At 58.7% G+C, this 26074-nt stretch carries 20 protein-coding genes; 6 read left to right on the top strand and 14 right to left on the bottom strand.

The annotated features are described in order from the left end of the window. Nucleotides 1–346: 346 nt before the first annotated feature. Both BLU01_RS08555 and BLU01_RS08550 read right to left on the bottom strand, forming a co-directional pair. Nucleotides 347–2872, bottom strand: coding sequence for a PepSY domain-containing protein (locus tag BLU01_RS08555; RefSeq protein WP_092281527.1), 2526 nt, complete (start codon nucleotides 2870–2872; stop codon nucleotides 347–349). Between the two features lie 243 nt (nucleotides 2873–3115). Then, complete coding sequence (locus BLU01_RS08550) at nucleotides 3116–5431, bottom strand: TonB-dependent receptor (protein WP_092273426.1); 2316 nt, start codon at nucleotides 5429–5431, stop codon at nucleotides 3116–3118. Between the two features lie 207 nt (nucleotides 5432–5638). Between BLU01_RS08550 and BLU01_RS08545 the strand changes: the two genes are divergently transcribed. The 4 genes from BLU01_RS08545 to BLU01_RS08530 all read left to right on the top strand — a co-directional run bounded on the left by BLU01_RS08545 (nucleotide 5639) and on the right by BLU01_RS08530 (nucleotide 10488). Then, nucleotides 5639–6319, top strand: coding sequence for a Fe2+-dependent dioxygenase (locus BLU01_RS08545; protein WP_092273423.1), 681 nt, complete (start codon nucleotides 5639–5641; stop codon nucleotides 6317–6319). Beyond that, on the top strand, nucleotides 6316–7071 hold the full coding sequence (locus tag BLU01_RS08540; RefSeq protein WP_092273420.1) for a tetratricopeptide repeat protein: 756 nt from the start codon (nucleotides 6316–6318) through the stop codon (nucleotides 7069–7071). The genes BLU01_RS08545 and BLU01_RS08540 overlap by 4 nt, the downstream gene beginning before the upstream one ends. Before the next feature lie 182 nt (nucleotides 7072–7253). Then, nucleotides 7254–9518, top strand: coding sequence for an alpha-xenorhabdolysin family binary toxin subunit A (locus tag BLU01_RS08535; RefSeq protein WP_092273417.1), 2265 nt, complete (start codon nucleotides 7254–7256; stop codon nucleotides 9516–9518). A 76-nt stretch (nucleotides 9519–9594) separates the two neighbouring features. Continuing rightward, complete coding sequence (locus tag BLU01_RS08530) at nucleotides 9595–10488, top strand: hypothetical protein (protein ID WP_092273414.1); 894 nt, start codon at nucleotides 9595–9597, stop codon at nucleotides 10486–10488. 74 nt (nucleotides 10489–10562) lie between these two features. On the opposite strand, the gene BLU01_RS08525 is transcribed toward BLU01_RS08530, so the two are convergent. The 5 genes from BLU01_RS08525 to BLU01_RS08505 all read right to left on the bottom strand — a co-directional run bounded on the left by BLU01_RS08525 (nucleotide 10563) and on the right by BLU01_RS08505 (nucleotide 15691). Then, the gene (locus BLU01_RS08525) at nucleotides 10563–11726 is read right to left on the bottom strand and encodes a type III PLP-dependent enzyme (RefSeq protein WP_092273411.1); all 1164 of its coding nucleotides are present in this window, start codon (nucleotides 11724–11726) and stop codon (nucleotides 10563–10565) included. Nucleotides 11727–12240: 514 nt separating this feature from the next. Then, nucleotides 12241–13398, bottom strand: a complete 1158-nt coding sequence (locus BLU01_RS08520; protein ID WP_033058082.1) for an osmoprotectant ABC transporter ATP-binding protein OsmV — start codon at nucleotides 13396–13398, stop codon at nucleotides 12241–12243. Then, nucleotides 13395–14048, bottom strand: coding sequence for an ABC transporter permease (locus BLU01_RS08515; RefSeq protein WP_092273408.1), 654 nt, complete (start codon nucleotides 14046–14048; stop codon nucleotides 13395–13397). Before BLU01_RS08515 ends, BLU01_RS08520 begins: the two co-directional genes overlap by 4 nt. Before the next feature lie 12 nt (nucleotides 14049–14060). Then, nucleotides 14061–14954 carry a glycine betaine ABC transporter substrate-binding protein gene (locus tag BLU01_RS08510; protein WP_092273404.1) on the bottom strand — a complete coding sequence of 298 codons (894 nt, stop codon included), beginning with the start codon at nucleotides 14952–14954 and terminating at the stop codon, nucleotides 14061–14063. Between the two features lie 20 nt (nucleotides 14955–14974). Beyond that, nucleotides 14975–15691, bottom strand: a complete 717-nt coding sequence (locus tag BLU01_RS08505) for an ABC transporter permease (RefSeq protein WP_092273401.1) — start codon at nucleotides 15689–15691, stop codon at nucleotides 14975–14977. Between the two features lie 492 nt (nucleotides 15692–16183). Between BLU01_RS08505 and BLU01_RS08500 the strand changes: the two genes are divergently transcribed. Further along, complete coding sequence (locus tag BLU01_RS08500; RefSeq protein WP_092273398.1) at nucleotides 16184–17767, top strand: peptide chain release factor 3; 1584 nt, start codon at nucleotides 16184–16186, stop codon at nucleotides 17765–17767. A 180-nt stretch (nucleotides 17768–17947) separates the two neighbouring features. Here BLU01_RS08500 and BLU01_RS08495 read toward each other — a convergent pair whose 3' ends face one another. Then, a complete protein-coding gene (locus BLU01_RS08495) occupies nucleotides 17948–18313 on the bottom strand; it encodes a nuclear transport factor 2 family protein (protein ID WP_092273395.1) in 366 nt (121 codons plus the stop codon). Nucleotides 18314–18551: 238 nt separating this feature from the next. Here BLU01_RS08495 and BLU01_RS08490 point away from each other — a divergent pair, with 238 nt between their 5' ends. Continuing rightward, entirely contained in the window at nucleotides 18552–18794 is a 243-nt protein-coding gene (locus BLU01_RS08490; protein ID WP_092273392.1) for a hypothetical protein, read from the top strand. 181 nt (nucleotides 18795–18975) lie between these two features. Here the strand turns inward: BLU01_RS08490 and BLU01_RS08485 are convergent, their stop codons facing one another. The 6 genes from BLU01_RS08485 to BLU01_RS08460 all read right to left on the bottom strand — a co-directional run bounded on the left by BLU01_RS08485 (nucleotide 18976) and on the right by BLU01_RS08460 (nucleotide 26051). After that, a complete protein-coding gene (locus tag BLU01_RS08485) occupies nucleotides 18976–19959 on the bottom strand; it encodes a peptide ABC transporter ATP-binding protein (protein WP_092273389.1) in 984 nt (327 codons plus the stop codon). Then, complete coding sequence (locus BLU01_RS08480; RefSeq protein WP_092273386.1) at nucleotides 19959–20927, bottom strand: ABC transporter ATP-binding protein; 969 nt, start codon at nucleotides 20925–20927, stop codon at nucleotides 19959–19961. The genes BLU01_RS08485 and BLU01_RS08480 overlap by 1 nt, the downstream gene beginning before the upstream one ends. A 10-nt stretch (nucleotides 20928–20937) precedes the next feature. Further along, nucleotides 20938–21861 (bottom strand): ABC transporter permease subunit, encoded by a 924-nt coding sequence (locus tag BLU01_RS08475; RefSeq protein ID WP_092281525.1) that lies wholly within the window; start codon nucleotides 21859–21861, stop codon nucleotides 20938–20940. Between the two features lie 12 nt (nucleotides 21862–21873). Next, complete coding sequence (locus tag BLU01_RS08470) at nucleotides 21874–22884, bottom strand: ABC transporter permease subunit (protein ID WP_092273383.1); 1011 nt, start codon at nucleotides 22882–22884, stop codon at nucleotides 21874–21876. Between the two features lie 74 nt (nucleotides 22885–22958). Further along, the gene (locus BLU01_RS08465; RefSeq protein ID WP_092273380.1) at nucleotides 22959–24554 is read right to left on the bottom strand and encodes an ABC transporter substrate-binding protein; all 1596 of its coding nucleotides are present in this window, start codon (nucleotides 24552–24554) and stop codon (nucleotides 22959–22961) included. A gap of 78 nt (nucleotides 24555–24632) precedes the next feature. Continuing rightward, a complete protein-coding gene (locus BLU01_RS08460) occupies nucleotides 24633–26051 on the bottom strand; it encodes an OprD family porin (protein WP_092273376.1) in 1419 nt (472 codons plus the stop codon). Nucleotides 26052–26074: the final 23 nt, after the last annotated feature.

Below are 26074 nucleotides of genomic sequence, written 5' to 3'. Positions count from 1 at the left end.
TTTACTGTAGGCAGAGTTTTGGCGTTTGGCTTGAAATCGACCCCTCACCCCAACCCTCTCCCCAGAGGGGAGAGGGGAAAAGGGGGCCGATCTCTATCGTTTTCGAGGTCGGAGTTCGGCTCGAAGCCGCATGTTTTCAGAACATGACTTCGACTCGATGTTTCAGGTCGATGTAGCTCTAAGAACGCCTCGGTCAGCCCCCTCTCCCCGGTGGGGAGGAGGAAAGGCAGATTTGCGTTGTTTGAAGACCTGAGGTCGACTCGATGTTTCAGGTCGATGTAGCTCTAAGAACACCTCGGTCAGTCCCCTCGCCCCTTTGGGGAGAGGGTTAGGGTGAGGGGGCGCCTTAATAAACGTCGCGGCGGTAGCGGCCTTGTTCGATCAAGCGGTCTACCGCTTCAATCCCGAGCAGCTCGTTGAGCACGTGATCCACGCCAGAAGCCATACCCTGCAAGCTGCCGCAGATGTAGATCACAGCGCCCTCATCCAGCCATTTCAGCAACAGGTCCGCCGATTCACGCAAGCGATCCTGAACGTAGACCTTCTCCTCCTGATCGCGCGAAAACGCCAGATCGAGGCGTTCCAGATCACCCTCGATCAACCAGCCTTCAAGCTCGTCGCGGCACAAAAAGTCATGCTCGCGATTGCGCTCGCCAAACAGCAGCCAATGGCGCTGCTGGCCATCGGCAATCCGCGCTTTGAGCAAGCTGCGCAGCCCGGCGAGTCCGGTGCCGTTGCCCAACAGAATCATCGGCACGGGCTCGACCGGCAGATGGAAACTGCTGTTGCGCCGCACCCGCATACTGATGCTGCCGCCCACGGGCGCGTGTTCAGTCAGCCAGCCAGAACCGATGCCCAGGCTGCCGTCGGGGTGCAGTTCCTGGCGCACGATCAGTTCCAGAATGCCGTCAGCGGCAATCGAGGCGATGGAGTATTCGCGCATCGCCAGCGGCACCAATGCCTGCACCAGGGCCTGCGCATGCAGACCGACCAAATGCGCGCGGTTCTCGGGCAATTGGCGGGTGGCGAGTGCCTGATCCAGCGGTTGCGCGAGGCCATCGAGTTCGACCATCGCGCGACCATCAATGCCCAGCCCGTCGAGGAAATGCTCGATGGCCCACGGGCAATTGCGCGGCATCACTTCCACCAAGTCGCCGGCCAGCCAACTGCTGGTATTCGGCGCGCTCAGGCCGACCAAGTACACCGGCGCACCGCTGCTGTCCGGGTTCATCAGTTTGCGGCGGGTCAGCGTCCAGTTGTCGTAGCTCGGCGCTTGCCAGGTGTCCACGGGCGCCTGTCCGGTCAGCAGGCCCAATTGCTGCTGCCAGTGACGCAAGGCGTAGGGGTCGCCGCTGTCGACTTCCACCGGCGCGAACAAGGTCTTGCCGCCATGTTCGCCAAGCCAGTTATGCAAGCGTCGGGCGAAACCGCAGAAGTGCTGATACTGCCGATCACCGAGGCCGAGCACCCCGTAGTTCAGGCTTTGCAGGCTCGACGCCCGGCCCAGCACTTTGCGCTCGAAACCACGGGCACTGTCCGGCGCCTCGCCGTCGCCGAAGGTGCTGACCACAAACAGCGCGTTGCTGGAATCAAGCAGATCCTGCTCGCTGACATTGGCCAGCGGCGCAACCTTCACCGGCAATCCGGCGGCCTGTAACTGGCCGGCGGCCTGCCAGGCCAATTGCTCGGCGAAACCGCTCTGACTGGCGAAACCGATCAGCCACGCCGGCGCATCGCTGCCCGGCTGCACCAGGCCTTGGCGTGCATCCTTGATCTGGCGTTTCTTGCGCCGACGGTCGAGGTACAGCAACCAACCGGTGACGAAAAACAGCGGCATGCTCAGCGCGGTCAGGGTCAGGATAATCCGCCCGACGATGCCGAAATAACTGCCAGTGTGCAGCGCGTAAATGCTCGTCAGCAACTGCGCCTTGAGGCTCTTGTCGCTGTAGCGATCATGGCGTTTGACGATGCCGGTGGCCGGGTCGAGGCTGATCTGGTTTAGCGCGCGGTCATGCGGCGAAGTGTTCAGCAGATAGAACACGGTCGCCGGTTGGCCGGCCACGGGCGGCATGCGGATGTTGTAAGCGGACAGTTGCGGGCCGGCGGCGCTGTAGATGCTGCTCCACATGGCCGCGTAATCGGCAGCAGGCGCCGGGCCGCTCGGCGCCGGACCACGGTTGCGCACGCGCTCGTTTTGCGGCGCGTCCGACAGCAATTGCGTCACGCCTTTGTTGAACCACTCGTAAGACCAGGTCAGCCCGGTCAGCGCCGCCAACAGGTAAAACAGCATGCACCAGGTGCCCGCCACCGAGTGCAAATCCCAGTTGAAACTGCGGCCCTTTTTCTTCCAGTCGAGGGTCAGCCAGGCGCGCCATTTGTTCCATTGGCGCGGCCAGCGCAGGTACAGTCCGGAGAGGCAGAAGAACACCAGGATCAGCGTGCACGCGCCGGTGATTTGCCGACCGGTGTCGCCGATTGCGAGGAAGCGGTGCAGTTGCAGGACGAAGCCGAAGAAGCCCTGGCTGGTGGCGTCGCCCATGAATTCGGCGGTGTACGGGTTGAAGTAGCGCATCTCGCCGCGACGTTCGCCCGGTGGCGGGGTGAAGACCACGCGGGCAGCGTTGCCGCTGTCGGTCTCGACCCAGAGCATCGAGACTTTTTTGCCGGACGCGGCTTCGACGCGTTCAACCAATTCGGCCGGCGGCAGGACCCCGGCGACCTGTTTTTCCACCTGCAACACAGAAGGATTGAGCGCCCGCAGGATTTCATCCTGAAACGACACCGTTGCCCCGGTGATGCCCATCAGGGCCAGGATCAGTCCGGCGCTGATGCCAAAAAACCAGTGCAACTGGAACAGGGTTTTCTTCAACACGTCGCTCGCCTTGTTCGTTCGAAAATAGTCATCACGGCGCGCATTATGCCGTGGGTTGTCGAGAAACATTCTTTATTACGCGCAAAAGCCCCGTTCACCTGGATGAACGGGGCCGGCTGCGGTTTCTGCCTCTGCTTCTGTAGGAGCAAAGCTTGCTCGCGAAGAGGCCGTGTCAGTCGACATCGATGTTGCCTGATACGACGCTTTCGCGAGCAAGCTCTGCTCCCACAGGGTATTGCGCTGTCAGAAGTGGAAGTTGGTGCTCAGCAATGCGGTGCGACCGGCGGCCTGGTTGGCGAAGTGGGTCGAAAACGCTTTGTCGTAGTAGGTTTCGTCGGTGAGGTTTTGCACGTTCAATTGCAGATCGACGTTTTTGCTCAGCTTGTAAGCGGCCATCGCGTCGTAGCGAACGTAGGAATCAACCATCGTCGTGTTGGCGACGCTGCCGAAAACCTCATCAACATAGAACGCGCCGCCACCGATGGTCAGCTTCGGCGTGACCTGGTAAGTGGTCCACAGGCTGGCGCTGTTTTTCGGCGTGTTCGGCAGCTGATTGCCATCGTTGGCCTTGCCCAGCGGGCCGCCGTCGACTTGCTCGCTGTCCATGAACGCGTAACCGGCGAACACCTGCCATTTATCGGTGAGCTTGCCGGTCGCCGACAGTTCGACACCTTGCACGCGGGTGGTGCCGGCGTTTTCATACGACGTGGTGTCGACCTGCACGCGAGCGTTGTCCTTCTCGGTGCGGAAGATGTCGGCGGTCAGCGACAGGCGCTCGTCGAGGAAATCCCATTTGGTGCCGACTTCGTAGTTCTTGGTGGTTTCCGGCTCCATGTCGCTGCTCAGCAAGTTGCCGCTGCGATCGGTCGAGCCGCCCAGCGGGTTGCCGTCCATGCCTTCGCCGAGGGTCGCGCCCGGTGGTGTCGCCGAAGTGGCGTAAGACGCGTAGATGCTGCCGTTTTCGGCAGGCTTGTAGACCACGCCGAACTGCCCGGTGACGAATTCGCTGACGTCATCGCCCTTGGCCGTGGTCGCGCCGGCGCCGTTGTAGGTTTTGTACTGGGTGTCGAAATGGTCGTAGCGGAGGCCCATGTTCACCAGCCACTGATCAGACAATTCCAGCGTGTCGAACACATACAACGCGTAGGTATTGGCCTTGGTGTCGGTCCCGGCGTAGTTGCGCGAGATCGCGCCGTTCCACGGATCGTTCGGGTTTGGATTGGCCAGCGAGGTGCAGTTGTAGCCGCTCGGTGCGCCGATCAATCCCGGGTTGCAGTTGGTGGTCGCGGCAGCAGTGCGCGGGGTCGTGTCGGTGTTGACGCTGTACGAAGACTTCTGACTTTCCTCGCGGCTGAACTCGATGCCGGTCGAGAAGCTGTTCTTGAACCCGGCGATGTACACGTCGCCAAACAGATCGGTCTGGTTAGTGGTGGTTTCGGTATTGCTCACGCGGGTGTTGGCCCGGCGCCAGACGCTGCCATTGTTGACGTTGCCCTTGCTGTCGTCGGGCTGAGTGAGGATGTAATCCTGCATGCTGCTGCCGTGGCGCAGGGTGTTCTTGACGGTCAGCGCGTCGCTCAAATCGTGCTCGATGGCGAAGGTCGCGGTGTCGGTGCGGCCCTTGCGGAAGTCACGGTCGAGGCCGTAGAAATTGTTGTGGTCGCCGCCGGCATTCGGTTTGTCCGGGTTGGACTTGGTCCGCGCAGCCGAACCGGCGGTCGGGATCGAGTACGGAATGCCCGAGTCTGGCGTGTCGTTGCTTTCCAGATGGTAGTAATCAAGGTTGACGCGGGTGTCGGTGCCCAAGCCGAATGCCAGCGAAGGCGCGATGCCCCAGCGGTCGTAATCGACTTTGTCGCGGCCAGCGACATTGCTTTCGTGGCTCATCAGGTTCAGACGGCCGGCGGCGCTGTCGGAGAACTGATAATTGCCGTCCACGGTGTAACGCTGAGTCTGGTCGGAACCGAAGGTGTAACCACCGTCAAACGAATTGCCGAGGTGCGCTTTTTTGCTCACCAGGTTGATGGTGCCGCCTGCCGCGCCGCGACCGCCGATGGCGGAGTTCGGACCCTTGCTGACTTCAATCGATTCGACGGCGAAGATTTCGCGGCTCTGCGAACCGGTATCGCGCACGCCATCCAGATAGGTATCGCCCTGGGCGTCAAAACCACGAATGAACGGCCGGTCGCCCTGCGGGTTGCCACCTTCACCGGCACCGAACGTGATGCCCGGAACGGTGCGCAGCGCGTCCTGCATGTTCAGTGCGCCGGTGTCCTTGAGCACTTGTTGCGGAATCACCGTGACCGAGCGCGGCGTGTCCACCAGCGGTGCGGTGTACTTGGGCGAGGAGGCTTTTTCGACGTTATACGTTGTCGCGTCCTGGGCTTCGCCAGTGATCGCGGTAGCGTCGAGGGAAATTGCATTGCCCGATGCTTTTTCGTCAGTCGGCTCGGCGGCGAAAACCATGTGGCCAGCAGAGCCGGCAGTGATCGCCACACCAATTGCAGACGCGAGCAAACGTGGTGAACTGACCGGTAATTGTGGTTGTTGGCGTGACATTGGAATTCCCCTCCCCAAGGATTTGAGGTCGCGGAATATAGGGTAAACAGGTATTTGTATCAATTGCGAAACGTTGCTATTTGAGACGAATTTACATTCTTTACAATTTATCCTTACGGTTTCTGCTGATTCGTTCGTCTGCGGGGTTTTACACAGTCAATAAGAATCAATACCATTGGCGCCCCTTCGAGTTCTGGTGTCGTTGTCATGTTGCTGCACATTCCCGGCGTGTTCGCGAAAGAAGAAGTGCAGCGCATTCGCAAGGCGCTGGAGCAGGCCGATTGGGCCGACGGCAAAATCACCGCGGGTTTCCAGTCGGCCAAAGCCAAGCACAACTTGCAGTTGCCTGAAGGTCATCCGCTGGCCAAGGAAATCGGCGCGGCGCTGCTTGAGCGGTTGTGGGCCAACCCGCAGTTCATGTCGGCGGCGCTGCCGCACAAGGTGTTCCCGCCGCTGCTGAATTGCTACACGGCGGGCGGCAGTTTCGACTTTCATATCGACAACGCCGTGCGTCAGCCCAAGGGCAGCATCGAGCGGGTGCGCACCGACCTGTCGGCGACGCTGTTTTTCAGCGAGCCGGAGGATTACGACGGCGGCGAACTGGAAATCCACGACACTTTCGGCACGCAACGCGTGAAGTTGCCGGCCGGCGACATGGTCCTGTACCCCGGCAGCAGTTTGCACAAGGTCAACGCCGTCACGCGTGGCGCGCGTTATGCCGCATTTTTCTGGACGCAAAGCCTGGTCCGCGAAGACAGCCAACGCGCCTTGCTCTATGAAATGGACGGCGCGATCCAGCAACTGACCCAGGACATGCCCGACCATCCTTCGCTGATCCGCCTCACCGGCACCTATCACAACTTGCTGCGGCGCTGGGTCGAGGTATGACCTTCCATTTGCGCCGCGAGGAAGTCCTCGACGGCGACCAGCTCAAAGCCATGCTCGAAGAAAGCCCCGCGCGCGCCGCCCAGGCAATCCTGATCGCCGCGCGTGAAGGCGTGCTCGACGCCCAGGCCTTGCTCGGGCAAATCCTCCTCGACGGGCTGGGCATCGCGCAGGATCAGCCGCTGGCCGTGCGCTGGTTCGCCATCGCCGCCAACGGCGGTCACCTGATGGCGCGCAACATGCTCGGGCGCTGCCAAGAGCATGGCTGGGGTTGCACTGCCGATGCTTCGATTGCCGCCACGCATTATCGTGTTGCAGCTGAAAGCGGCCTGGATTGGGCGATGTACAACTACGCCAACCTGCTGGCGACCGGGCGCGGCGTTGTTGAAGATCAGGCGCAAGCATTGAGCCTGTATCGCCGCGCGGCGGAGTTGGGCCATGCGAAATCGATGAACTTGCTCGGACGTTATCTGGAGGAAGGCCGGTATTGCCCGGCCGATCCGGTGACCGCGTTTGACTGGTATCGACGTTCGGCGCTGGGCGGCGATTTTCGTGGGCAATTCAGTTACGCCAGTGTTCTGGTGGAACTCTCGCACATCGAAGAAGCCCTGGAGTGGTATCGCCGGGCAATGCTCGCGGGGCATTCGGCATTTCTGGTTAACGCTGCACAAACATTGTCGAGCGCGCCGCACGCGCAAGTGCAAGCCATGGCGGTGGAATATCGCGCACGGGCGGCCAAGCAACTGGGCGAGTGACAACTGGCTTCGCTGCCATTAATAGTTAGTTGGAATCTTTTATAAATATATTTTCTTGATTCCGCACTTCTGCGTCGTGTCATGTTGTGTTCTATTCAGATCGCGAAGTTTGGGTTCAGTTGAAACTCCCGCTGCGCATTTTATTGTTTGATAACTCATTTTGACTAATTAAAGGAATAATTATGTCTGCTAATAACTTGTGGGATGGTGCTCTGAAGAACGCGTCTCCCGATCAGATCATGCAGTACGCGGCAGAGGCTCCGGCACGCTTGATCAATGCTTCGGCGTCAGACGCCAACAGCGAAGTCCGCGCCACGGGACTGTTGTTGACCAAGAAACAAATTATCGACCTGCACAAGTATCAAGCGGCGGCTTTCAGACTCCCGCGCAACTTGAAAGATGTGACCGATTACTTGCGCTTCGGTGTCGGTCAAGATGGCGGGCCGGGCCTGTCGCCTGCGGATTTCCTGACCACGTTCCTCAATACTCACAACCATGCCGCGCGTTGGACGGACTTGCGCGAACGCATCATGATGACCGGTCGTGGTCTCAGTAACTTTGCTACAAGCATGTTGACTTACAGTGCTTCAATTGAAGAGGTTTATTCCGACGTCAGGGCTGGAAAACTGTTGGACGCACGGGATGTTAAAACCCTTGAACAACTCAGGCTGGTGGAGCTTGAGTTGGGTGACAAGTTTCCCGGTCTTCAACTGGAGAGCGATACGCTGAGTGACTTGGGTTATTTCCTTGATCGAATCTTCGAAGAGGTCGAGAAAAACCTGCAAGTTACCAAAGGTATCAAGACCGACCTCGATGCGTTTGGTTCGGATCTTCAGGAATATATTCTGCCCGGCATCCAGCACAGAGTTGGTTTGATCCAGAAAAATACCTTGTCGGCAGAGATCAAACGGCTCCAGACGCAAATTGATGACCGCGCCAAGGAAATCGAACTGAAGAATACCGAGTACAAGGCCGCCGTCCAGGAAGCACTGAAAGCGGCAGCGGGTATGAACATAGTTGGTTTGGCGATGGCCATCTACATGGGGGTTGAGGCGGAGAACATCCGGGCGGCGCGTAATGAGCTGTATGCGGTCCAGGATCAAGACATTCTGCGACTCAATAACATGAATCAGACGCTGGGTTCCCTGGCGCGAGTAAAGCATGACTTGCAAAGTCTGGAAATCGTGGCGATCGATGCCGACATTGCAACGAAAAACCTCATCTATACCTGGAATCTCTTGTACATCGCCGTTGAAAATTCTTCCAAAGCTATTGCCACCATCAATAACGCATTGTCCCTGCGGCAATTCATTACGCAATTCAGGCTGGTGGTCAATCCATGGAAGAAAATCGAGACCGATGCCGACGCGCTGATTCAGGTGTTCAAGGAAGCTCAGGAAGAATATTCGCGCAATAACCTGGTGGGAGCACGCTCGATGAAAGTTGTCAGTTTATTTAACGCCGCTTATCCACCGTTGGATCTGGCGACCTTGAGTGCCAGTCACGGACAAATGCGTGGTGCCCGCACTCAGGCACACGGCTGGCAGGTAAAACTCGGTTATTTGCCGGATTTGTTTGGTCGCTTCGATAGCATCGTCAAAGAGGTTGGCCAGGGCAGCAGCGCGTTACAGAGCGCTAGCCAAACCAGTAAATACGAACTCGAAACATTGTTGGAGTCACTTGAAAGCCTGGAACAGGAGCGCTTGGGCGAAAGCGACCCTCTAGTGATCGAGGAAATTGACGGTGATCGCCGGCAACTTCTTCAGCGCGCAGCCGCGACCATCAAAGTTCATTCGGCCAGGCTTCAGGGATGTCTTGGGAACATCAGCGATTCATTTGATCGTCGTCTGGTCCAGACTTACCTTGCTGATTTCGCTCACGACGAACAAGTCGCGAAAGACCAACTCGCTGAGCTGCAAGTACAGTTGCAGGCTCTGCGAGATGAACGTCAAATTCTTTCCGATGCCGTTGCTACGCTGCAAAAGGCAGGCATCGAAGACCTTGCCAAGGATATTGAACTGACGCTGAGTAAAGTCACTCAGTTGGGCCTTGCGCCTCCAGAGATACAGTTGGTGATGATGGCAATCGAACAATTGAAGAAAACGTTGATCGACGCGAGCAAGTCGATTGCTTTCATCGACATGCTTCGTGAGAGCGACAAGTTGAAACTGAAGATTGATGCCCAGGTCGAGAAGGTCGATGTCGAGAACTCGATCATTCAGGCCTCGCTAGGCAGGATGAAGTATTTGCAGGCCATTCTTTTGATTGAAGACTCGCGCCAGACATATGCCGATATCTACGGCGGCGCAGTGAACGCCTATCAGCAATTTCTGACCGCCACCGCTCCGGCGCAATTCACCGATATCGAAACTATGACCAACGCATTCAAGGCTCAGGCAGCGTTGTTCATCAGGTTTCTTGCGCCAGTATCGATGCCAATGCGTTGATCCACCATTGATCTCGCGCTGCCAGTGTGGAACTTGACGCTGGCAGTCGAGGTTTTATCAGGTCAAGGAGAGACTAATGCTGGATTATTTATTGGCAGAAAAGAATTTTGCCTCGTTAAAGCAATACGTTGTTTTTTTGAACGACTTGCCCACTTCACTTCAAGAGATCAACCGGTTTTCAGATTCAGTCGCCCGCTCCGGGTACACATTGCTGCCACGGCCCGATTCTCAGGCACTGATCCAGGTCGCGCGTGACAACGCTGTGTGTTGGCGCGCAATCGGTATTACCGTGCCTTGCCTGGGCAAAGTATCCGCCCGGACGTTGGAAGAGGTGAGTGGCTTTATTCGCCAGTTTCAGGTGGTTGTCAGTGTCAGCGCGAATCGGCGTTCGGCAATTTCGGCGATTGATCCTCTGCAGTTTGCGGTGGTCAGGTCTACCGGCTGGGGCAATGCACCGCGTGCCAATATTATTGAGGTGCTGCGCGAACTCTATGCGCGGCTTGAACGTTGCCAAAATGCAGTGACCGACTTCAAGGTGCAGGTGACTCAACTTGAAGCATCGATCCATAGTATTTTCATTCGGTTCATTGAATCACTGACATTGCCGTTAAGCACCGAGGGGCCGATGTCCAAGATTGAGGCTTATTACACTTTGGGTCGGATCGGATTGCCCGGTATGGACTACGATCCAGGCCAACCGTATCCGCAATGGCAACGGCGGCAAATGGCCGAGGCGCACATGGCCCGTTTGAATGACCTTTACCGAAAGGTCAGTATTGCCGTCGGCAATCTCAGCGATTTCTGTTATCGCTGGACTTATATGCTTGATGAAGCCAAACAGTCGCTGGCCACTCATCATCCACATCAAACAATGATGCGCGCCAAGGCATCGATGCCATTGATCACCGGCTCACTGAATGAAGTCAAATCAATGTCTGACCAGCTGTTGAAGATGGCCAGAGTCTTCTGACAAAACCTGTGCGATAAAAAAACCCATGACACTGTCATGGGTTTTTTATCTCGCGCGGTGATCCGAAACGTCAGTTACACGTAAAACGACTTCAGCGGCGGGAAGCCATTGAACTCGACGGCGCTGTAACTGGTGGTGTAGGCACCGGTCGACAACCAGTACATACGATCACCAATCGCCAGGTTCAGCGGCAGACCGTACTTGTAGTTTTCATACATGATGTCGGCGCTGTCGCAGGTCGGGCCGGCGATAACCACTTCTTCCATCTCGCCTTTCTTCTCGGTCCAGATCGGGAACTTGATGGCTTCGTCCATGGTTTCGATCAGGCCGGAGAACTTGCCCACATCGGTATAAACCCAACGCTCGACGGCGGTACGCGACTTACGTGCGACCAACACCACTTCGCTGACCAGAATGCCGGCGTTGGCGATCAACGAACGGCCCGGTTCGAGAATGATTTCCGGCAAGTCGTCACCGAAGTCTTCCTTGAGGAAACGGATGATTTCTTCGGCGTAGGTTTCCAGGCTGTTGGTGCGGGTGATGTAGTTGGCCGGGAAGCCGCCGCCCATGTTGATCAACTTGAGGACGATGCCGTCTTCTTCTTTCAAACGCTCGAAGATCACTTTGACCTTGGCAATCGCGGCGTCCCAGACGCTGATGTCGCGCTGTTGCGAACCGACGTGGAACGAGATGCCGTAAGGCACCAGGCCGAGGTCGCGGGCGAGGATCAGCAGGTCCATGGCCATGTCGGTCTGGCAGCCGAATTTGCGCGACAGTGGCCAGTCAGCCGTGGTCGAGCCTTCGGTGAGGATGCGCACGTAGACTTTCGAACCCGGTGCAGCCTTGGCAATGTTGCGCAGGTCGGCTTCGGAGTCGGTCGCGTACAGGCGCACGCCCTTGTCGTAGAAGTAGCGAATGTCTTTGGATTTCTTGATGGTGTTGCCGTAGCTGATGCGCTCCGGGCCAACGCCCTGGTTCATCACTTTGTCGAGCTCGTAGATCGAGGCGATGTCGAAGTTCGAGCCTTTATCTTTGAGCAGGTCGATGATTTCCACCGCCGGGTTGGCTTTGACGGCGTAGTAGACCTTGGCGAATTCGAAACCGGCGCGCAGGTCGTCGTAGGCCTTGCTGATCATCGCGGTGTCGATCACCACGAACGGGGTTTCTTGCTTGTCGGCGAACGCCTTCATTTTCTGGAAGGTTTCGCGCTCGAAATAGTCATCGACGTTGATCGACATGCTGGGAACTCCTGGTGGCAAACTGATTGATCAATGGGTGCAAATGAACGCCCTCCGTATCCCCACTTTGGTTCGCCTACTTCCCAAGGCATGTCGCCGAAAGCAAAAAGGTCTCCCGGGCGCTGCGCCTCGGGGGACCTTGCTGTCTCGTCGTCAGTACTTGAGCCGGATGGATCGTTTCCAGCATGGACGTTCGGCGCGAACTTTAGGGCGTGAGGGGGATGAGATGCAACAAAAAATGTCGCGTTTTTGCATGCTTTCGTCGTGTGATGCCCCACAGGTACTGATGTAACCGACCTGCGTGACAGTGTGATGTTCCCTGAACAGGGAAATCTGATGGGATTTGCATTGCTTTTGTGGCGAGGGGGCTTGCCCCCGTTCGGCTGCGCAGCAGTCGTAGAACCAGATGATGCGGTCTATCAGAACAACCGCATTCTCCGGTTTCAGGACCGCTTCGCAGCCCAACGGGGGCAAGCCCCCTCGCCACAGGGAGCTGTTTTTCCACAGGGTCAGATCAGGCGACAGCAGTCTCGGCGGGCGAAACGATGCTGGTCTTGCCGCCACGCGATTTACCCGAGCTCAGGTACTCGGCAATCGATTCCTGCGTCACTTCACCGAGGAACACCCGTTCGGCGTCCATCACCGGCAGCCACGAGCGGTTGAACTCGTACATGCGCGACAACAGGATGCGCAAATGCTCGTCGAACGCCGCCGTGGCGTTGAACTCGCGCAGGTATTGCGCGCACGTACCGGTCTGGCGGTGCAAGTCGCGACGACGGACATAACCGAGCGCTTTGTTCTCGCCATCGGTGACCACCACGTAACGACGGTCCAATTCGTCCATCAGCTCCAGCGCCTCGGCCACCGGGGTTTCCGGGCTCACCGACGGCGCGTTGTCCGCAGCGTCTTCAGCCTTCACCAGCAACAGACGCTTGAGCGTGCTGTCCTGGCCGACGAAGTTGCTGACAAAGTCGTCCGCCGGGTGTGCGAGCAGCGTGTCCGGGTGGTCGATCTGCAACAGCTTGCCAGCGCGGAAGATCGCAATCTTGTCGCCGAGCTTGATCGCCTCGTCGATGTCGTGGCTGACCATGATCACGGTCTTGTTCAGCGCGCGCTGCATCTCGAAGAACTCGTTCTGGATCATCTCGCGGTTGATCGGGTCGACCGCGCCGAACGGCTCATCCATCAGCAACAGCGGAGCATCCGCCGCCAGTGCGCGAATCACGCCGATCCGCTGTTGCTGGCCGCCGGACAACTCACGCGGGTAACGCGTCAGATACTGCTTGGGCTCAAGCTTGATCATGCTCATCAACTCGCGGGCGCGGTCGTGGCATTTCTGTTTGTCCCAGCCCAGCAGGCGCGGAACGATGGTGATGTTTTCTTCGATGGTCATGTTCGGGAACAGACCGATCTGCTGGATCACATAACCGATGTTGCGGCGCAGGGTCACGGCGTCGAGGTCGGTGGTGTCTTCGCCGTTGATCAGGATCTTGCCGGAAGTCGGCTTGATCAAGCGGTTGATCATTTTCAGCGTGGTGCTTTTGCCGCAGCCCGATGGCCCGAGGAACACACAGATTTCGCCTTCATTGACGGTCAGGCTTACCGAGTCCACGGCTTTCACATCTTTGCCGTTGCTTTGGAAGGTCTTGCTGAGGTTTTGAAGTTCGATCATTTGAGTAATCCTTTTGGAGTCAGCGTGCGTTGCAGCCATTGCAGAAGCAGGTCGGCGAAGATGGCCAGGAGACTGACCAGCACGGCGCCGACGATGAGCATCGACATGTCGCTGCGGCTGATTGAAGCGAGAATGAGGACACCGAGGCCACCGGCGCCGATGGTCGCGGCGATGGTCATGACACCGATGTTCATGACCACGGCGGTGCGTACGCCAGCTAGAATCACTGGCACCGCAATCGGCAGTTCAACCATGCGCAAGCGCTGGCCGAAGGTCATGCCGATGCCGCGCGCGGCTTCACGAATGCCCGGTTCGACGCCGGTCAGCGCCAAATAGGTGTTGCGCATGATCGGCAGCAGCGAATAGAGAAATACTGCAGTGATCGCCGGCATCGGGCCCAGGCCCTGGCCGAACTTGGAGTAGAACGGCAGCAGCAAACCGAACAGCGCGATCGACGGCACGGTCAGCAGCACCGTGGCGCTCGCTTGCAACGGGCCGGCCAGCGACGGGAAGCGCGTCATTAACACGCCCAGCGGCACGCCGACGACGATGGCCAATGTCACGGCGATGCCGACCAGCGTGATGTGCTGCCAGGTCAGTTGCAGCACCAGCGGCCAGTCGAGATGGGAAAAGGCGTTCAGAAATTCCATGTCTTTTCCTTCTTAGTTGAGTGGATGCTGGCGCAGGAAATCTGCGGCAACGGATGACGGACTTTCGTGATCGACATCGACCCGCGCATTCAACGCACGCATGGTCGCGTCGTCGAACAGCTCGGCCAGCGGCTTGAGCTCTTCAGCCAACTTGGGATGCGCGTCGAGGTAGACCTGACGCACCACTGGCGCGGCGGTGTAGTCCGGGAAGTAATGCTTGTCGTCTTCGAGCAGCTTGAGTTTGAAAGCGTTCAAGCGACCGTCAGTGGTGTAGACCAGCCCGGCAAACACCTGGCCATTACGCAGCGCGGTGTAGACCAGGCCCGCGTCCATCTGGCGCGTGTTTTTCCGGGTCAGGTTCATGCCATAGAGCTCGACCATGCCGGCCATGCCGTCGGAACGGTTGGCAAACTCGGTGTCGAGGGCGACGAGGTGGTTGGTCTTCGCCTCAGCCTGCATCACCGTGTTCAATTCGCTGATGGTGTTGATCTGCGGATAAGCCTTGGCCGTGGTATCCGGCAATGCCAGGGCGTAGGTATTGCTGAACTTCGACGGGCTGAGCCAGACCAGGCCTTTTTGCGCGTCGAGCTCTTTCACCTTCGCGTAAGACTGCGCGCTGTCGAGCTTTTCAGTGATGTGGTTGTACGCCACCAGCGACACGCCGGTGTATTCCCAAAGCAGGTCCAGTTGGCCGCTTTCCTGAGCGCTGCGGGCGAGGTTGCTGCCCAGACCGCCGGTCACTTGGGTGTCGTAGCCTTTGGTGCGCAGGTATTGCGAAGTGATTTCAGCGAGCAGGGTCTGTTCGGTGAACACCCGGGCGCCGATGCGGATCAGCGGTTTTTCAGCGGCTTGGGCAAATCCTGCGAACAGCAGGGCGCAGCCCAGTAACAAGGTCAATCGTTTCATATCAATTCCTTTGCCGAGGCTTAAGACGCGCGCAGGCCGCGTTCGAGCCAGAGGCGGCTGGTGAGTGTCACCAGACCGTCGAGCAGCAAGGCCAGCAGGGCGGTGCACGCCGCGCCGAGCAACAGTTGCGGCTGATTGTTCAGGGCAATGCCAGGGAAAATCAGGCTGCCCAGGCTGTTGGCGCCAATCAGGAAGGCCAACGGTGCGGTGCCGACGTTGATCGCCAGGGCCACGCGCACGCCACCGATGATGATCGGCACGGCGTTGGGCAATTCGACTCGCCACAACACTTGGTTGGGCGTCATGCCGATGCCGACGGCGGCTTCCTTGAGGGAACCCTGGACGTTTTTCAGGCCTTCATAGGTGTTGCGCACGATCGGCAACAGCGAGGCGAGGAACAGGGCGAAGATCGCAGGACCGCTGCCGATGCCCAGAATCCCCAGGGCGATGGCCAGTACGGCGAGAGGCGGCACGGTGTTGCCGATGTTGAAGATCTGCATGAAACGTTCAGCGCGGCCCACCATGGTCGGGCGGCTGAGGAAGATACCGGCGGGAATGCCCACTACAAGGGCGGCCAGCATGGAAGCGAGGACGAGAATCAGATGAGCTTGCAGGTAAAACAACAAATCGTCGCGGTAATGTTCGATCGTGTTGATGCCAATCCAATGGACCAGCAGGGCCAGGAGTGCGACGACAACCGCACCTCCAATAAGCCCCTTGCCATAGCGAATAGCCACAGGCGGACTCCTTTTTTTTCTTGGTCGGCGAACGCAGTCCCTTGTGGCAATGCCATTACTGGCTGCCGGGGCAATCAACGTTCGCGAGAAGCAGCTCTTCATGCTGGTAAAACCGCATGAGATCAAGCCATAAGCGCAGCCTCGTCAGGCTAACTTGCTGATTTTTCAGCCCCTGCACGAGTTCTGTAGCAGGGGAGTGGACGTCTGCACCTTTTAAAAGGTTCCATACTTGGCAGCAATTAGCCACCTTAAATCTCGATTGCCCGATGCAGCAGCGGCCGAGCCTGCGAGGCTGCGTCCCGTGTCAAAGCCTTCATCAATTCACCTGTCGCGGTCTGCCTGATACACCGTGCGTCTGGTTTTACGACGACTTCGTCGCCGAACGCAGCCTCGCGGGCTCGGCAGCTGCTACATGGGCGAACGGTGGTTTGGAGGTTGTGTTTTGGGCTATACTCGCCGCCCTTTTTTGAATCACCTGCCAGGCGATTTCCCATGACCAAACAGGCCGCCGAAGTCGCGAAACGCCGCACTTTCGCCATTATTTCCCACCCCGATGCCGGTAAAACCACCATTACCGAGAAGCTCTTGCTGATGGGCAAGGCGATTGCGATTGCGGGCACGGTGAAGTCACGCAAGTCCGACCGCCATGCCACCTCCGACTGGATGGAAATGGAAAAGCAGCGTGGTATTTCCATTACCACGTCGGTCATGCAGTTCCCGTATCGCGACCACATGATCAACCTGCTCGACACCCCGGGCCACGAAGACTTCTCCGAAGATACCTACCGCACCCTGACCGCGGTCGACTCGGCATTGATGGTCCTCGACGGCGGTAAAGGGGTCGAGCCACGCACCATCGCGCTGATGGACGTCTGCCGTCTGCGCGACACGCCGATTGTCAGCTTCATCAACAAACTCGACCGTGACATCCGCGACCCGATCGAACTGCTCGACGAAATCGAAGCGGTACTCAAGATCAAGGCTGCGCCGATCACCTGGCCGATCGGTTGCTACCGCGATTTCAAAGGCGTTTATCACCTCGCCGACGACTACATCATTGTCTACACCGCCGGCCACGGCCACGAGCGCACCGAAGTCAGAATCATCGAGAAGCTCGATTCCGACGAAGCGCGCGCGCATTTGGGCGATGAGTACGATCGCTTCGTCGATCAGCTGGAACTGGTGCAGGGCGCCTGTCACGAATTCAATCAACAGGAATTCCTCGACGGCCAACTGACCCCGGTGTTCTTCGGTACCGCTTTGGGCAACTTTGGTGTCGATCACGTGCTCGACGCCGTGGTCAATTGGGCGCCGAAGCCTCTGGCTCGTGTCGCCAACGAGCGCACCGTGGAGCCGATTGAAGAAAAATTCGCCGGTTTCGTGTTCAAGATCCAGGCGAACATGGACCCGAAACACCGCGACCGTATCGCGTTCATGCGGATCTGCTCGGGCAAGTACGAAAAAGGCATGAAGATGCGCCACGTGCGCACCGGCAAAGACGTGCGGATCGGCGATGCGCTGACGTTCTTCTCTTCCGAGCGTGAGCAACTGGAAGAAGCGTTTGCCGGCGACATTATCGGTTTGCACAACCACGGCACGATCCAGATCGGCGACACCTTCACCGAAGGCGAAGTCCTCGGTTTCACCGGCATCCCGCACTTCGCCCCGGAACTGTTCCGACGTGTACGTCTGCGCGATCCGCTGAAATCCAAACAACTGCGCCAAGGTTTGCAACAACTGGCCGAAGAGGGCGCAACGCAGGTGTTCTTCCCGACGCGCAGCAACGACATCATCCTCGGCGCCGTCGGTGTGCTGCAGTTCGATGTGGTCGCCAGCCGCTTGAAAGAGGAATACAAGGTCGAATGCTCCTACGAGCCGATCACCGTGTACTCCGCGCGCTGGATCGATTGCAGCGATAAGAAGAAGCTCGAAGAATTCAGCGTCAAGGCTGTGGAAAACCTGGCTATCGACGGCGGCGGTCACCTGACCTACCTGGCCCCGACCCGGGTCAACCTGGCACTGATGGAAGAGCGTTGGCCGGACGTGAAATTCCGTGCGACCCGTGAGCATCATTGATTTGTGAGGTTTAGGGCTTGCTGGTGATGGTGGTTTTGAAATCGCCATCGCGAGCAAGCTTTGCTCCTACGGGCTGTGAGGTGTGCGCTCAAAACCCCGTTGCGAAAGTTGCGGGGTTTTTTGTTGCACGGAATTTGCTCGTTCCCACGCAGAGCGTGGGAACGATCAATTGATTGGACGTCAGCCCTGTGGGGCAAATGTTCCCTGGTGGAAAACCATCTGCCACTGCTCGCCCTGCTTGCGCCAGATCGAACTGCGCAGGCTGTTGGCGGGGGAGCGCTGGCCGATGGCGATGTTGTGACAGCGGTAAGTCACCAGGGCGGTGTCTTCCGACAGTTGCCTGGCTGTGAACTCGCTGATAGAGCGTTGAGAGAAGGGCTGGAGCGGTAATTGCGCAACCACGTCGGCCTTATTCCAGACGCTGCCGCTGGCGCCGAATTCGATGAAGTCGTCGGCGAGCAGGCGTGAGATTTCTTCAGCATCGCGCCGGGTAGTCTGTGACAGGAGGCGTTGTTCAAGTTGTAGCAATGTTTGCGACAGATCCATGGCATTGGCCTTTGTCGTGGTGTTCGGAATGACCTAAATGCAGCGGTCCATGATTTTGATCTTTTCGGCATAGCCATTATTCCAAACCAATCTGCCCTGTAGCGGCATTTCTGCCTGTCCGCTAGCGTCCTATCTGGAGAACCCGGCCGATCGGAACTAGATTTTATTCAGCGCCACGGCACTCGGGTCATGCGCCGTCAGGCACTTATGCTGCATCTCAGAAAGGATGGAATCGGCTATGAGCATTTTTCAACGCGTTGTGCTGTTTCTGAAGGTGTTGGTGATGATGTCCGTCGGCGTGTCGGCGGGGGCGTGGGCGGAGTGTCCGGGCCACGACAAGCAAGCGGCGAGCGGGCAGGTGAGCCACGCTGACCCTATGATCGCCAAGTCTGAATCCGAGCCCGGTGACCAAGGGCAGGGCGGTAGCGCTGACGATGACGACACCATGACTGACGAAGACGAAGGCGATAGCCAAACGTAAATCGCCGGCAAAAGAAAACCCCTTCCGCCCGGATTGATGCGCAATCGAGGCGGAAGAGGTCGGTAAAACCAAACACATTACTTGTCAGCGCGAAACCTGTGGGAGCGAGCTTGCTCGCGATAGCAATCCATCAGGCGCCTGAAAATCGACTGACACCCGCTCGCTCACTCGCACAATTTCCTTACGCCGCGCCTTTTTCCAGAAATTGCTCCGCGTAGTGGCAAGCCACCTGACGATTATCGAGCAAGCGCAACACCGGCTCTTCAGTGCTGCAACGCTCAGTCGCATACGGGCAACGCTTGTGGAACGCGCAGCCCGACGGCGGATTCAGCGGATTTGGCAACTCGCCGACGATCTTGATTTTCGGCTTGTTCGGGTCCGGGTGAATAGTCGGGGTCGCCGACAGCAGCGCCTGGGTGTACGGGTGCAGCGGACGCTCGTAGATGTCGTTCTTCGGGCCCATTTCCACCGGGCGACCGAGGTACATCACCATCACATCATCGGCAACGTGCTGCACCACCGCCAGGTTGTGCGAGATGAACACGTATGCGGTGTTGAACTCTTGCTGCAAATCCATGAACAGGTTCAGCACCTGCGCCTGAATCGACACGTCCAGCGCCGAGGTCGGTTCGTCCGCCACCAGCACTTTCGGTTGCAGCATCATCGCCCGCGCCAGGGCGATCCGCTGACGCTGGCCGCCGGAGAACATGTGCGGATAACGCTGGTAATGCTCGGGACGCAAGCCGACCTGCTTCATCATCGCCTGGACCTTTTCGCGGCGTTCGGCGGCGGAAAGATTGGTGTTGATCAGCAGCGGCTCGGCGAGTTGATCACCGACTTTCTGCCGAGGATTGAGCGAGGCGTACGGGCTCTGGAACACCATCTGCACGTCTTTGCGCAGTTGCTTGCGTTGCGCCTTGTCGGCACCGGCGACTTCCTGGCCGGCGATTTTCAACGAGCCCGAGGATGGCTCTTCGATCAGCGTCAGCGCGCGGGCCAAGGTCGATTTGCCGCAACCCGATTCGCCGACGACGGCGAGGGTCTTGCCGGCTTCCAGTTCGAACGACACGCCGTTAAGCGCGCGCACGGTCGCGTGGCCCTTGAACAGACCACGGGACACTTCGTAGTGACGGGTCAGGTCGCGGGCGGTAAGTACGACGGCCATTACGCCACCTCCTGGTTCAGCGGGTAGAAGCAGCGGGCGAGGCTGTTGCTTTTCGGGTCAAGGGCCGGGCGCTGGGTGCGGCAGTTTTCCTGCACGTACGGGCAGCGCGGCGACAGCAGGCAACCTTGCGGACGGTCATAGCGACCCGGGACGATGCCCGGCAACGTCGCCAGACGCGTGGCGCCGAGGCTGTGTTCCGGAATCGCCTTGAGCAGCGCTTCGCTGTACGGGTGCGCCGGAATGTCGAACAGTTGCGGCACTTGCCCGACTTCCACCGCTTGCCCGGCGTACATCACGCACACGCGCTGAGCGGTTTCGGCGACGACCGCGAGGTCGTGCGTGATCAGCACCAGGCCCATGTTCTGCTCTTTCTGCAACGCCAGGAGCAGGTCCATGATTTGCGCCTGAATCGTCACGTCGAGCGCGGTGGTCGGTTCGTCGGCGATCAGCAGTTTCGGTTCGCCGGCAATTGCCATGGCGATTGCCACACGCTGGCTCATACCGCCCGACAGTTGGTGCGGGTAGGCGTCCATACGGCTGGCGGCGCCCGGGATTTCAACTTTTTCCAACAGCTCGATGGCACGCTTGCGCGCTTGCTTGCCGGACATTTTCAGGTGCAGGCGCAGCACTTCTTCGATCTGGAAACCGACGGTGTAGCTCGGGTTTAACGCCGTCATCGGGTCCTGGAACACCATAGCCAAGTCTTTGCCGACGATTTGCCGACGCTGACGATTGCTCAGCTTGAGCATGTTTTTGCCGTCGAAATTCAGCGCGTCGGCGGTGACGATCCCCGGGTGCTCGATCAGGCCCATCAGCGCCATCATGGTCACGGATTTACCCGAACCCGACTCGCCAACGATGGCCAGGACTTCGCCCTTGTCCACGGTAATGTCGAGGCCATCGACTACCGGCACGGCAGTCGCGTCGCCGAAACGAACGTTGAGATTCTTGATTTCTAACAGTGACATTTGAATCTCCTCAGGCGGCGTTCTTGAGTTTCGGGTCCAGCGCATCGCGCAGGCCGTCACCCATCAAGTTGATTGCCAGCACGCTGAGCAAAATGGTCAAACCAGGCAGACTTACCACCCACCAGGCGCGTTCGATGTAGTCGCGAGCCGAAGCCAGCATCGTGCCCCACTCAGGGGTTGGCGGTTGTACGCCAAGACCGAGGAAGCCCAGTGCAGCGGCATCGAGAATCGCCGAGGAGAAGCTCAAAGTGGCCTGAACGATCAGCGGCGCCATGCAGTTCGGCAGCACGGTGATGAACATCAGGCGTGGCAGGCCGGCACCGGCCAGGCGCGCGGCGGTCACGTAGTCGCGGTTCAGTTCGCCCATCACCGCTGCGCGGGTCAGACGTACGTAGGACGGCAGGGACACCACGGCGATTGCGATCACGGTGTTGATCAGGCCAGGGCCGAGGATGGCGACAATCGCCACGGCCAGCAGCAGCGACGGCAGGGCCAGCATGATGTCCATCAGACGCATGATGGTCGGGCCGAGCAGGCGTGGGAAGAAACCGGCGAACAGACCCAGCAGGATCCCCGGAATCAGCGACATCACCACCGACGACAAGCCGATCAGCAACGACAGGCGCGAACCCTGGATCAGACGCGAGAGCAAGTCGCGACCCAGTTCATCGGTGCCGAGCAGAAATTGCAGTTGCCCACCCTCCAGCCAGGCTGGCGGGGTCAGCAGGAAATCGCGGTATTGCTCGCTCGGGTCATGCGGCGCGACCCATGGTGCGAACAGCGCGCAGAACACGATCAGGATCATGAACAGCAGGCCGGCGACCGCCCCTTTGTTGCGCGAAAAGGCGTGCCAGAATTCTTTGTACGGCGACGGGTACAGCAGGCTTTGATCGACTGTTACCGCTTGATTTGAAGTTGCAGCTGGAGTGGTCATGGTCATGTGATCTCAGCGCTGGTGACGAATGCGTGGGTTGGCAAAGCCGTAGAGGATGTCCACTACGAAATTGACCACAATCACCAGGCAGGCGATTAGCAGGATGCCGTTTTGCACGACTGGATAGTCCCGGGCGCCAATGGCTTCGATCAGCCACTTGCCGATGCCCGGCCACGAGAAAATCGTTTCGGTCAGGACCGCACCGGCAAGCAATGTGCCGACTTGCAGGCCGACCACGGTCAGCACCGGAATCAGCGCGTTGCGCAGGCCGTGGACGAATACCACGCGCGACGGCGACAGGCCTTTGGCGCGGGCGGTGCGAATGTAGTCTTCACGCAGCACTTCGAGCATCGACGAACGGGTCATCCGCGCGATCACCGCCAGCGGGATAGTGCCGAGCACGATGGCGGGCAGGATCAAGTGGTGCAGCGCATCGAGGAACGCGCCGACGTCATCCGCCAGCAAGGTGTCGATCAGCATGAAACCGGTGCGCGGCTCGATGTCGTAGAGCAGGTCGATGCGCCCGGACACCGGCGTCCAGCCCAGTGACACGGAGAAGAACATGATCAGGATCAGGCCCCACCAGAAGATCGGCATCGAATATCCCGCCAGGGAGATGCCCATCACCCCATGGTCGAACAGGGATCCTCGTTTGAGTGCCGCGATCACCCCGGCCAACAGGCCCAGGATGCCGGCGAACAACAGGGCGGCCATGGACAGTTCCAGGGTCGCAGGGAATAGAGAGCTGAACTCGGTCCAGACGCTTTCACGGGTACGCAGCGATTCGCCAAGGTCGCCGTGGGCCAACTTGCCGATGTAGTCCAGGTATTGGGCATACAGCGGTTTGTTCAGACCAAGGCGTTCCATTGCCTGGGCATGCATTTCGGGATCGACCCGACGTTCGCCCATCATCACTTCCACGGGGTCGCCAGGGATCATGCGAATCAACGCGAAAGTCAGCAAGGTGATGCCGAAGAACGTGGGGATCAACAACCCCAGTCGGCGGGCAATAAAACTAAACATCTTGTGTGCTACCTCATCAGCCGGTTAGGCGTGCCCGGTGTTTCTGGGATCAGACACACCGGGCGTTTTCTTATTTACTTCACCTGAGTGGTGGCGAAGTTATTCGTGGTGAGGGGGCTAATGTGATAGCCCTCTACGTTGTTGCGCATTGCGGTAAACATACGGGTGTGGGCCATGTTGATCCAAGGTTGGTCCTGGTTAAAGACCACTTGGGCTTCTTCGTACAACCTGGCCCGTTCGGCCGGGTCTACTTTAGCGCGTGCGTCGTCGATCAGCGCCTGGAATTTCTCGTTGCACCAACGGGCGTAATTTTCGCCATTCTTCGCCGCTTCGCAACTCAGGTTAGGCGTGAGGAAGTTATCCGGGTCGCCGTTGTCACCTGCCCAACCGGCGGAAACCATGTCGTGCTCGCCGTTTTTCGCGCGTTTGAGCATTTCGCCCCATTCCATCACGCGGATGTCGAGCTTGATCCCGACCTTGGCCAGGTCAGCCTGCATCATCTGCGCGCCGAGCATCGGGTTCGGGTTGGTCGGGCCGCCGCCGTTACGGGTGAACAGGGTCAGCACGGTGCCGTCCGGCACGCCGGCTTCCTTGAGCAGGGCGCGGGCCTTGTCGAGGTCGCGTGGCGGGTTGCTCAGCGTGTGGTTGTAGCCCAGCAACGTGTCCGGGTACGGATTGACCGCCACGGTCGCATTGCCTTTGCCGAACAGCGCGTTGACGTAAGCCGCCTTGTCGAACGCGATGTCGATGGCTTTGCGCACCCGCACGTCGCTCATGTATTTGTGCTGGGTGTTCATGGCGATGTACGACACGGTCATCGCGTTCATTTCATCGACTTTCAGGTTCGGGTCTTTCTTGATGCTCGGGATGTCATCCGGTTTCGGATACAGCGCGATCTGGCACTCGTTGGCCTTGAGTTTTTGCAGGCGCACGTTGTTGTCGGTGGCGATCGCCAGGATCAGCGCTTCAGCCGGTGGCTTGCCGAGGAAGTAATCCGGGTTGGCCTTGAAGCGCACCTGGGCGTCCTTGGCGTAACGCTGGAAGACAAACGGGCCGGTGCCGATCGGCTTGTTGTTGAGGTCGGCGGTTTTGTTCGCTTTCAACAACTGGTCGGCGTATTCGGCGGAATAGATCGAGGAGAACGCCATGGCGACGTCGGCGAGGAACGGTGCTTCGCGGCGGGTCAAGGTGAAGGTGACGGTGTTGTCGTCGACTTTTTCCACGCTTTTCAGCAGTTCCTTGAAGCCCATGCTTTCAAAGTACGGGAAGCCCACGCTCGACAGTTTGTGCCACGGGTGATTCGGGTCCAGCTGACGCTGGAAACTCCAGACCACATCGTCGGCATTCATCTCGCGGGTCGGCTTGAAATAATCGGTGGTGTGAAACTTGACGCCTTTGCGCAGGTGGAACGTGTACGTCAGGCCGTCATCGCTGATGTCCCACGAATCGGCCAGTGCCGGAATCACTTCAGTGGTGCCAGGCTTGAACGCCACCAGACGGTTGAAGATGGTTTCGGAGACTGCGTCGCCCGTGACTGCAGTTGTGTACTGGACCATATCGAAGCCTTCCGGACTGGCTTCGGTGCAGACCACCAAGGGTTTGGCCGAGACGCCAACAGCGACACTCAGCAACGCGGCAGCGATGGCCGCACGTAGGGGAAGCATTTTCATCAAGAACCCTCTGCAATCGGTTGAACAGATAAAAGCCCAACGGCCGACTCTCCATGAGTCGGCCGTCGGGCAAGTGCGTTACAGAACGTTGAACGGGATGGTGGTCACGAGACGGAACTCGTTGAGGCTGCCATCCGCCTGGTTTTCGCTGGCACGGTGCGCGGTGTAGGTTGCGCGAATAGCGGTGGCCTTGAGTGGGCCGCTCTGCACGGCATAGGCCGCGCCGATCCCGTATTCGTAGTGGTTTTCGCCGTCCATTGCCTGGACGCCATCGTAGCCGCCACCGGCGTAGTGAGTACCGTCGATGCCCCAGCCGCGAGCCTGGTAGATGTTGAACTTGAGGCCTGGTACGCCGTACTCAGCCATGTTCAGGCCGTAGGCGATCTGGAAGGATTTCTCGTTCGGGCCGTTGAAGTCCGACAGCAAGGAGTTGGCCAGGTAGATGCCGTTGGTTTCGTGCAGGTAATCGAAGTACTCGTTACCGTTCACTTCCTGGTACGAGAAGGTCAGGCTGTGAGCCTGGTGAGTCAGGCCAAGCGACAGCGAGTAGGTGTCGTTGTCGATCTCGCCCAGCAGTTTTTTGCCTTCGTCGACGGTCTTGTAGTAGTTCAGGCCGGTGGTCAGGCTCAGTACCGAGCTGTCGCCCAGTACGTGGCTGGCGCCGAAATAGTACTGGTTCCACAGGTCTTCAGCCTGGGTGCCCCACAGGCTGGTGGTCAGACTGGCGAACGGCTGATAAGTGATACCGGCGGTGTTGACGTGATCCGCTTCAGCGCGGCCGTCACCGTATTCGGAGCGGAACTTGCGCTGGCTCTGCTCGGTACGCGGCGAGTTGCGATCGAAGGTGCCGATGTCGAAGGCCAGGTTTTCCAGCTCTTCGCTGTGCAGCGTGACCCCTTCGAAGCTCGACGGCAGTGGACGGTTGCCGATGACGTCGACTTGCGGGCTGCTGAAGTTCTGGCGACCGGCGGTCAAGGTGGTGTTGGAGATGCGTGCCTTGACGTTGGCCAGGCCCAGCTTGCTCCACTGGTCAACCGCGTCACCGCCGTTTTCGGTCAGCGTACGGTTGTTGCCGCGACCCGACCGGCCTGGCTCCGGAGCACCGCCATTGCCGGACGCGAGGTCCTTGCGATCACGGTCCAGGGCGATGGCATTGTAAGCCGCCACTTCGGTGCTGAAACCTACAGTGCCCTGGGTGAAACCCGAGTTGTACTTGATGATCGTGCCTTGCACCCAGTTGATCCGGCGATCAGTCTCGCGGGTCTCGCCATGTTTCTGATAGTTGAGCTTGGTGCCCCGCTTGAACTGCTCATTCGCATACCAGTTACGTGTGGAACCGGTCACGGATTGGCCTTCGACGAAACCGGTGGCTTCGCTTTGGGCGCTTTTTTCTTTGACGGTAACCGGCGTGAACGCCTGGCTCTGGGTTTCTGCGTAAGCCGTGGCGGTGATGCTGCTGATGGCCAAGGCTAATATCGCGGTGCTGCTCAGTTTCATGGGTGAAGCTCCTTTCTTTCTTT

This window comes from Pseudomonas prosekii (genome assembly GCF_900105155.1).
GTDB lineage: Bacteria > Pseudomonadota > Gammaproteobacteria > Pseudomonadales > Pseudomonadaceae > Aquipseudomonas > Aquipseudomonas prosekii.
Note: the sequence above shows the minus strand (reverse complement) of the source record. Positions and strands in the feature narration are given on the sequence as shown.

Excerpts from the sequence above, each read along its gene's own strand:
- BLU01_RS08550 (WP_092273426.1), bottom strand. The coding sequence starts at position 5,431 with ATGTCACGCCAACAACCACAATTACCGGTCAGTTCACCACGTTTGCTC.
- BLU01_RS08545 (WP_092273423.1), top strand. The coding sequence starts at position 5,639 with ATGTTGCTGCACATTCCCGGCGTGTTCGCGAAAGAAGAAGTGCAGCGC.
- BLU01_RS08540 (WP_092273420.1), top strand. The coding sequence starts at position 6,316 with ATGACCTTCCATTTGCGCCGCGAGGAAGTCCTCGACGGCGACCAGCTC.
- BLU01_RS08535 (WP_092273417.1), top strand. The coding sequence starts at position 7,254 with ATGTCTGCTAATAACTTGTGGGATGGTGCTCTGAAGAACGCGTCTCCC.
- BLU01_RS08530 (WP_092273414.1), top strand. The coding sequence starts at position 9,595 with ATGCTGGATTATTTATTGGCAGAAAAGAATTTTGCCTCGTTAAAGCAA.
- BLU01_RS08525 (WP_092273411.1), bottom strand. The coding sequence starts at position 11,726 with ATGTCGATCAACGTCGATGACTATTTCGAGCGCGAAACCTTCCAGAAA.
- BLU01_RS08520 (WP_033058082.1), bottom strand. The coding sequence starts at position 13,398 with ATGATCGAACTTCAAAACCTCAGCAAGACCTTCCAAAGCAACGGCAAA.
- BLU01_RS08515 (WP_092273408.1), bottom strand. The coding sequence starts at position 14,048 with ATGGAATTTCTGAACGCCTTTTCCCATCTCGACTGGCCGCTGGTGCTG.
- BLU01_RS08510 (WP_092273404.1), bottom strand. The coding sequence starts at position 14,954 with ATGAAACGATTGACCTTGTTACTGGGCTGCGCCCTGCTGTTCGCAGGA.
- BLU01_RS08500 (WP_092273398.1), top strand. The coding sequence starts at position 16,184 with ATGACCAAACAGGCCGCCGAAGTCGCGAAACGCCGCACTTTCGCCATT.
- BLU01_RS08495 (WP_092273395.1), bottom strand. The coding sequence starts at position 18,313 with ATGGATCTGTCGCAAACATTGCTACAACTTGAACAACGCCTCCTGTCA.
- BLU01_RS08490 (WP_092273392.1), top strand. The coding sequence starts at position 18,552 with ATGAGCATTTTTCAACGCGTTGTGCTGTTTCTGAAGGTGTTGGTGATG.
- BLU01_RS08485 (WP_092273389.1), bottom strand. The coding sequence starts at position 19,959 with ATGGCCGTCGTACTTACCGCCCGCGACCTGACCCGTCACTACGAAGTG.
- BLU01_RS08480 (WP_092273386.1), bottom strand. The coding sequence starts at position 20,927 with ATGTCACTGTTAGAAATCAAGAATCTCAACGTTCGTTTCGGCGACGCG.
- BLU01_RS08475 (WP_092281525.1), bottom strand. The coding sequence starts at position 21,861 with ATGACCACTCCAGCTGCAACTTCAAATCAAGCGGTAACAGTCGATCAA.
- BLU01_RS08470 (WP_092273383.1), bottom strand. The coding sequence starts at position 22,884 with ATGTTTAGTTTTATTGCCCGCCGACTGGGGTTGTTGATCCCCACGTTC.
- BLU01_RS08465 (WP_092273380.1), bottom strand. The coding sequence starts at position 24,554 with ATGAAAATGCTTCCCCTACGTGCGGCCATCGCTGCCGCGTTGCTGAGT.
- BLU01_RS08460 (WP_092273376.1), bottom strand. The coding sequence starts at position 26,051 with ATGAAACTGAGCAGCACCGCGATATTAGCCTTGGCCATCAGCAGCATC.